Genomic DNA, 235 nt, shown 5'->3' on the forward strand with positions numbered 1-235 from the left:
GGCCTGACTCTGTCGGCACAATGCTGTTCCACTGGTTCATTACCTTTCCCTCCGCGCAGAGGGCCCGCAAGGAAAGAATATTTGCTTCCTGCACGAAGAAGGCGACTGAGTGCCATTGAAAACTTTTGCCCAGCCAGGCAACCGCTTCCGCAGGGATTTTGCTTGCGGAAGTGATCTGCCCGAAACGCTTCACGATCTCTCCCAGCTTGGTATACATCTCGGCACGTCTTTGTTG

The 235-nt window shown here is 54.0% G+C and carries 1 pseudogene; it reads right to left on the reverse strand.

Going from position 1 to position 235, the window contains the following annotated elements:
- Positions 1-217 (reverse strand): annotated as a pseudogene (locus tag MXD62_RS09690) (histidine kinase); the annotation flags it as partial.
- Between the last annotated feature and the right edge of the window lie 18 nt (positions 218-235).

The sequence above is a fragment of the Frankia sp. Mgl5 genome (assembly GCF_023242985.1).
In the GTDB taxonomy this organism is placed as follows: Bacteria; Actinomycetota; Actinomycetes; order Frankiales; family Frankiaceae; genus Parafrankia; species Parafrankia soli.